This window comes from Protofrankia sp. CiP3 (genome assembly GCF_917627345.1).
Classification (GTDB): Bacteria; Actinomycetota; Actinomycetes; order Frankiales; family Frankiaceae; genus Protofrankia.
In genome coordinates, this window is sequence record NZ_CAKJTM010000082.1 from 1 (window position 1) to 5,564 (window position 5,564).

The window sequence follows — 5,564 nt, forward strand, 5'->3', positions numbered from 1 at the left end:
TTAGCGAGCGTGATTTTGCAGCGTCTTGACGCGCAAGTAATGAGTTTCAATGCCCTCATGATCGGGCTGGGGTTAGCGAGCACCCCATAACAGGGCAGAAATTGACAAGGCAATTCGGGTTTCAATGCCCTCATGATCGGGCTGGGGTTAGCGAGTGGACATGTTTGAGGCGCTAATCATGCGCCAGGCAAAAGGTTTCAATGCCCTCATGATCGGGCTGGGGTTAGCGAGAGCACCCCCCTTGAGAGGGGCGCTGAGCTGCGACGATGGTACCTCGTTGCGGGGACCGAACGTCGGGGATCTTGATGGAGATCGATATTTGGTCGACATGAAAGATCGATATATGGTCCGAACTGCGCAAACAGACCCGTCGGGGATCACGGCAAAAACGCGGGTCGCGGCCCGAGCCTGTACCGGTCATGTTCATGACCGCTTGACTGAGTGCGGCTGCCTCCGCCGAAGGCATCCGTGGCTGTGGCTGTGGTTGTGGATCCTGAGCGCACCTTCACGTCGGACCTCACGGTGCGGTCGCAAGGAAGTCGGCGATGGTGCGGTAGGCCATGGTCTCGTCAAGATCCAGCCGCTCGGGTAGGCGTCGCCTGGTCTCCAGGTCGAGGGTGGCGCCGGCCGGGCCTATCGTCGCCTCGAAGACGTGGTAGAGCAGCCGGCAACGGCCGTCGGGGTCCTGCTGGACGCGTATCCACAGCGGGGACGCCCGCCGCAGCTCATCCTTCCCCCGCCTGAGTTTGGCCTCGGCGTCCTTGCCGAAGACGACCGGCAGGCCGAAGGAACCGATCTCGAAATCGCGGCTGGCGGGACGATCACCTTTCAGGGTGGGCACGACGGCATCGGTGTACTCGCGTGTCACCCACCTTTTGAACGAGCTGAACTCCGGCCCGCGCTCCACAGGCGCGCGGAACTCCCGCAGCTTGGCTCCGGCATGGTGGAGGAGCTGCGGCCACGAACCGGTCTGCCCCGACTGGCGGATGTGCCAGCGCGCCCAGGTCGGGGCGGCCGGCCACGCCGTGCTCGTACCGAGCTGCCGCGGGCTGCTCCGGCGCGGGAGCGGGCGGCCATGGCGCTCGGCGACGAGTTCGTGCAGGCGCAGGATGGCGGGGTGCTCACGGGACGGCTCCACGCTTTCGCCGATCGTCGCGCACAGCTGGTCGAGCCCGGCGAAGGTGACTCCACCGAAGCCACGCCGGACCCGCGCGCCGAGCCCCCCGAAGGTCGCCAACGCCCACAGCGAGATCCCGGTAACCTCGCGTACGTAGCCGGCGAAGACCGCGTCGCCGCGTACACCGATCCGCACCTCGAACGTTCCGGTCGCTCCGGCGGGGATGTGGTCGGGCCGGGCGAGCTCGGGATGTTCCCGGTCCTCCTTTGACGACGGCGGCAGGTACAGACCCTGGCCGAGCAGATAGCCGATGCCGTGGGTGTCGCGTTCGCCCACGGATCGCAACCGAAGCCAGCGGGGCGAGCGCAGCTCGGCCCGCGACAGCGGCGGGTCGAGTGTTGGCGGCCGCACCAGGCGGAGGGCGACCGGAGAAGGGCCGATACGCGCATCGCCGTACTGGCCGCCGGCCGCACCGAACACCTCGGCTTCGGCCCGTGCCAGCGCGGCGTAGTCGTTGGCGAAGACGGGAGCGGCCAGCGCGCGGAACCAGAACCGCGCCGCCCCGCGAATCCCCGGCATCCGCAGCTCCGAGCGCGCACCCGGACCGGGAGCGAGGAACATCGGGGTCGTAACCGTCACACCGACGGGAATCCAGGGCGTCATCAGCGGGTCCGGCCTCTCCACGGCAGATGGGTGAGCGGATAGGTGACGGGACGGTCGTCCCACAGCATCTGCAGGAGCACCCCCGCGGCGAGCCCGACCGAGGCGGCAAGCGTGAGCAGTTCGGCCGGTGGGGTGGCGCAGTGCCCGGCGAGCGTCCCCGCGAGGCCCGGCCCCACCGCCGGCACGATCAGGGCCAGCACCAGCGATGCCACCCCGACCGCGTGCGCGAAGCCGAGCCCGACCACCGCCAGTACCCGCCCGGCGAGTACCCGCCCGTAGGGAACCCCGTGTGCCTGCGCCTCGAACGCCAGGTAACCGGCGGCGGCCGCGAGCAGTGCGGCGGCGGCGATGAGCGGGGCCGCCCGGCCACTCGTCCGCGCCCACCCGTCATCCAGCGAGATCAACGCGACCATGCCGAGCGCCGCGCCAGCCGGTAGCCGAAGGCACCACAGGCTCGTCATCTCCGGGCATCGCATGGTGAGCAGGAACATCACAAGATAGGTGGCCCCGGTCAGCCCCGCCGCACCACGCAGGACCCCGACGACGTGCCCGTCGAACGCCGACGCCGACACCACCGCGGGCGTCAGCAGCAGCATCGCCATCAGCGCGAGGACCGCGAACGGGCCGCGTCCCACCGCTGGGCGCAGCACCCGCCAGGTGTGCCCCAGCATGAACCGGGGCAGGAAAGCCTCCCGGGCCAGCCAGGCGCGGAAGCCCGGGTCGGGATCCGCGCCTGCCGCCTGCGGCATCATGTTCGTGGGAAGCGGTGCGGGAAGCGGCTCCCGCCGGCCTGTGCCGACGTGATCCACAAAGACCAGCCGCCGCAGTTCCCGCTCCAGAAATCCCGGCTGCCAGGACAACGACCGCAGGTGCTCCTCGTGGTTGACAAGGTCGAGCGCCCAGTCCAGGCGGGCCTGTTCGGCGCGCGGGACGAGCGCGTCCGGGGACCCGAGCGCCTGCGAGACCGGAAACGACACAGCGGGAAACCGACGCGGCGCCCACAGGAGCAGGAAGCGCGTGCGGTGGACCAACGGCAGCACACGTGCCGCGGTGACATCCCCCGCGGTCGCCGCATCCTCCAGGACGATACGGACGGCCTCGGCAAGCCGGACAGCGACCAGCCAGCCCCGCTCGGCGGGAAACCGCGGTCGCGGCCCGCCCCGGACGAGCTCGACGGCAAGCGCGGGGAAACTCCTCGTCAGAATCCCGGGTTCCCTGCCGCGTACCTGTTCGGCCAGCGTGCACACGGCCGTGGCCGCATCAGCCGGGTCGCCCCAGCGTTCGTCTATCTCGGGCAGGCTGACGCTGACCCCGCCAGCGATGAAGCGGACTCCACTGGTGCTGCCCCCGCCGACGGGCCGGGGGAAATCGTCGGCCTTGGCCGTCCAGGCGGAGGCATCCGCGATCATCCCAGCGGGCAGCCCGTCCTCGAGCAGCTGGGCGAGTGTGGTCACACCGTACCCGCCAGATAGGGACGCATCGCCGCGAGACCCCAGCCGAGCGGAGTGAGCTCGGCGCGAGCGTGGACGTTCCGGTAGGCGAAGCCGAGCAGCTGCTCGGTATCTGTTGGCAGGCAACCCGTCTCGGCGGCGGCAAGCTCCGCCATGTCCGTTTTGGTCCTGATGGCCCGCAGGTAGATTTCCACCAGGCCGGGGTCCGGATTCTCCGCGCCCCCCTCGTGCAGGCAGAATGCCCGCACCGGTGGACGTTCGCCGTTGAGGTACTCCGCGAACGCAACCAGGTACGGCAGCGTCGCCTTGTATCCCCCGGACAGGTGAAGCGCAAGCTCCGCTCTCGGTGGGCGGTGGAGCAGCGCGGACCAGACCAGCGCCTTCGCCACGTTCTCCATGGCCTCGGTGAACGTCTCCGTCTTGTCCGGCAGCAATCGCGGGATGCGCAGGATGTGCACCGGTTCCCCGGCGGCCTCCGCGCGGAGCAACACTCCATCGGCGGTGCCGTCGAGGACAGGCCGGGCATGCACCCGCACGGGCCGGCGGAACCGGGCGGCGTTCAACAGGGCGGCAAGCATGCCCTCCGCCGTGTCGGACGCCAGCAGAACCACTCGGTCATCGGATATGGCTGCCCGGTAGCTGTGCAGGCTTGCGATCTCAGCACTGAGCCTTACCGGATGCGGGCAACGCACAATCGGCTCCAGATACGGGCCGACCTCGGTGTGAAAGGACTCCGCCCAGGTCTCGGGCCGGTCGAGCGCGCCCGCCGTGAGTTCCCGGCCTGCCCATGCCGTTATCGTGCCGACATCATCCCGGCTCAGCGAGGTGACCGACCGGGGCGGCAGCAGGTTCGCCAGTACGGATGTGCCGCACGGCAACAGGTGAACGGTCATCGTCGGTCCTTCGGACGGGCTGGTCCGGCGGCAGTTGTCTCGGCGGTGTCAGCGATCTCGACGGAAAAATAGCCGTAGCCGGCGTTTGTCTTGGCGCCGAGGCCCCGGTCCCGCAGCGCCGTCGACAGCCACGCGACAGGGCCGTCTTCATCGTCGGAAGCGGCGAGCTCGGGCAGGTCCGGGTCGTGCCCTCGACCGACCAGGTAAATGGTGAAGGTGACCGCGGAGGTCACCGTGTAGAAAGCCACGGGCACCGGCTGCTGGTACTCGGCGGGTGCGGCAGCCGCGGGATCTCCGTAGTACTCCGGGACGTGCGGGTTCATAATGTCGATCTCGACCCCGGTGCCGGCGGCCTTGGCCGGCAGCTCCGGCAGGGCGTCGAGAAACATGAACCGCCCGTCCGCGAGCACCTCGTCGCCGGTGCTCTCGCCAGCGTCCTCATCGGTACCGGTCTCCTCGCCCGCCCGGCGAGCCTCACCCGGTTCCTTCCCGAACGCGATCCGGCCGTAATCCCCGTAAGACTCGGGGTAGTCCTCCCGCGCGCAGGCCCGAGCCGCGCCCTTGAGCGCCGAGCCAGGCAGGACCGGAACCCCGTAGGTGCCGTGCACGCTCATGCCGATCTCCGCCGGCGTCTGCTCACCGAGACCGATGACCACCCGCCATACCGGCCGGACCCGCAGCGCCCGCACGATGCGGCCCCGCCCGGCCAAGCGGGCGACAGCGGCTGCCCGGCGGAGCCGAGCCGCCTCCAGCAATCGACCGGACGGGTCGAGGGCGCGCGCGGTCGCCTCCCGCAGCGCCCGCTCGGCCGCCTCCCGCTGGGCCGGCGCGATCTCCTCCCAGATCGCACGACGCAACAGCAGCCCGCCGTTCGCGGTGGCTGTCTTCGCGCTCGCCATGACGGGCTTCCCGCCACCACTTATGATCAATATGAAACCCGGCGTCTCGTTGCCCGCCGGTGAGTAGGTGACGACGTTGCCAAGCGGGCCGGCAAGGCGGGTCACGACCGCGCCTCGTCCTGGGCGGCCGGTGGGATCAACGCCTCGGCGGCGCGGCGGACCCACAGCGCGAACGCCCGGGCGTCCGCCGACGCCCGGCGGTAGTCGGCGATGTCCATCGTCCCGACATCCAGGACCAAGGCCCTGCCGTTCGCGTCGGACCTGCCGAGCACATAGTTGGCGAGGGCGTCGACCAGGACCCGGTACGCCTGGTTCAGCGGCTTGGCGGACTGGCCAGGCCCGGCCTTGGCCTCGTGGAAGGCCGCGGTCGCCGCGAGACCGGAACCGACCAGCATCGGACCGAGGTTCATCGCCCGGCTGCGGAAGTGCGGCCGGGCCGGATCCTTGACCCCGTCAACGAGCTGCCAGGAGACGACCGCCAGCTTCTGGTCACGCCGGGCCATCAGACATCCCCCCGCTGCCGTCCGCGCCGTGATCTCCG

At 70.0% G+C, this 5,564-nt stretch carries 5 protein-coding genes and 1 CRISPR repeat array; all 5 genes read right to left on the reverse strand.

The window, feature by feature from the left end; genetic code table 11:
* The first annotated feature begins 38 nt into the window (after positions 1-38).
* Positions 39-231: direct repeats of the CRISPR family, unit length 37 nt; unit sequence GTTTCAATGCCCTCATGATCGGGCTGGGGTTAGCGAG.
* Between the two features lie 286 nt (positions 232-517).
* The gene (locus tag MJ797_RS20695; RefSeq protein ID WP_239339330.1) at positions 518-1,780 is read right to left on the reverse strand and encodes an RAMP superfamily CRISPR-associated protein; all 1,263 of its coding nucleotides are present in this window, start codon (positions 1,778-1,780) and stop codon (positions 518-520) included.
* Entirely contained in the window at positions 1,780-3,234 is a 1,455-nt protein-coding gene (locus tag MJ797_RS20700; protein ID WP_239339341.1) for a hypothetical protein, read from the reverse strand. The genes MJ797_RS20695 and MJ797_RS20700 overlap by 1 nt, the downstream gene beginning before the upstream one ends.
* The gene (locus tag MJ797_RS20705) at positions 3,231-4,124 is read right to left on the reverse strand and encodes a hypothetical protein (RefSeq protein WP_239339343.1); all 894 of its coding nucleotides are present in this window, start codon (positions 4,122-4,124) and stop codon (positions 3,231-3,233) included. The genes MJ797_RS20700 and MJ797_RS20705 overlap by 4 nt, the downstream gene beginning before the upstream one ends.
* Positions 4,121-5,128, reverse strand: coding sequence for a type III-B CRISPR module RAMP protein Cmr6 (gene cmr6, locus MJ797_RS20710; RefSeq protein WP_239339347.1), 1,008 nt, complete (start codon positions 5,126-5,128; stop codon positions 4,121-4,123). Before cmr6 ends, MJ797_RS20705 begins: the two co-directional genes overlap by 4 nt.
* Positions 5,125-5,564, reverse strand: a 440-nt coding sequence (cmr5, locus tag MJ797_RS20715; protein ID WP_239339370.1) for a type III-B CRISPR module-associated protein Cmr5, incomplete at its 5' end; no start/stop codon positions are given. The genes cmr6 and cmr5, both read right to left, overlap by 4 nt.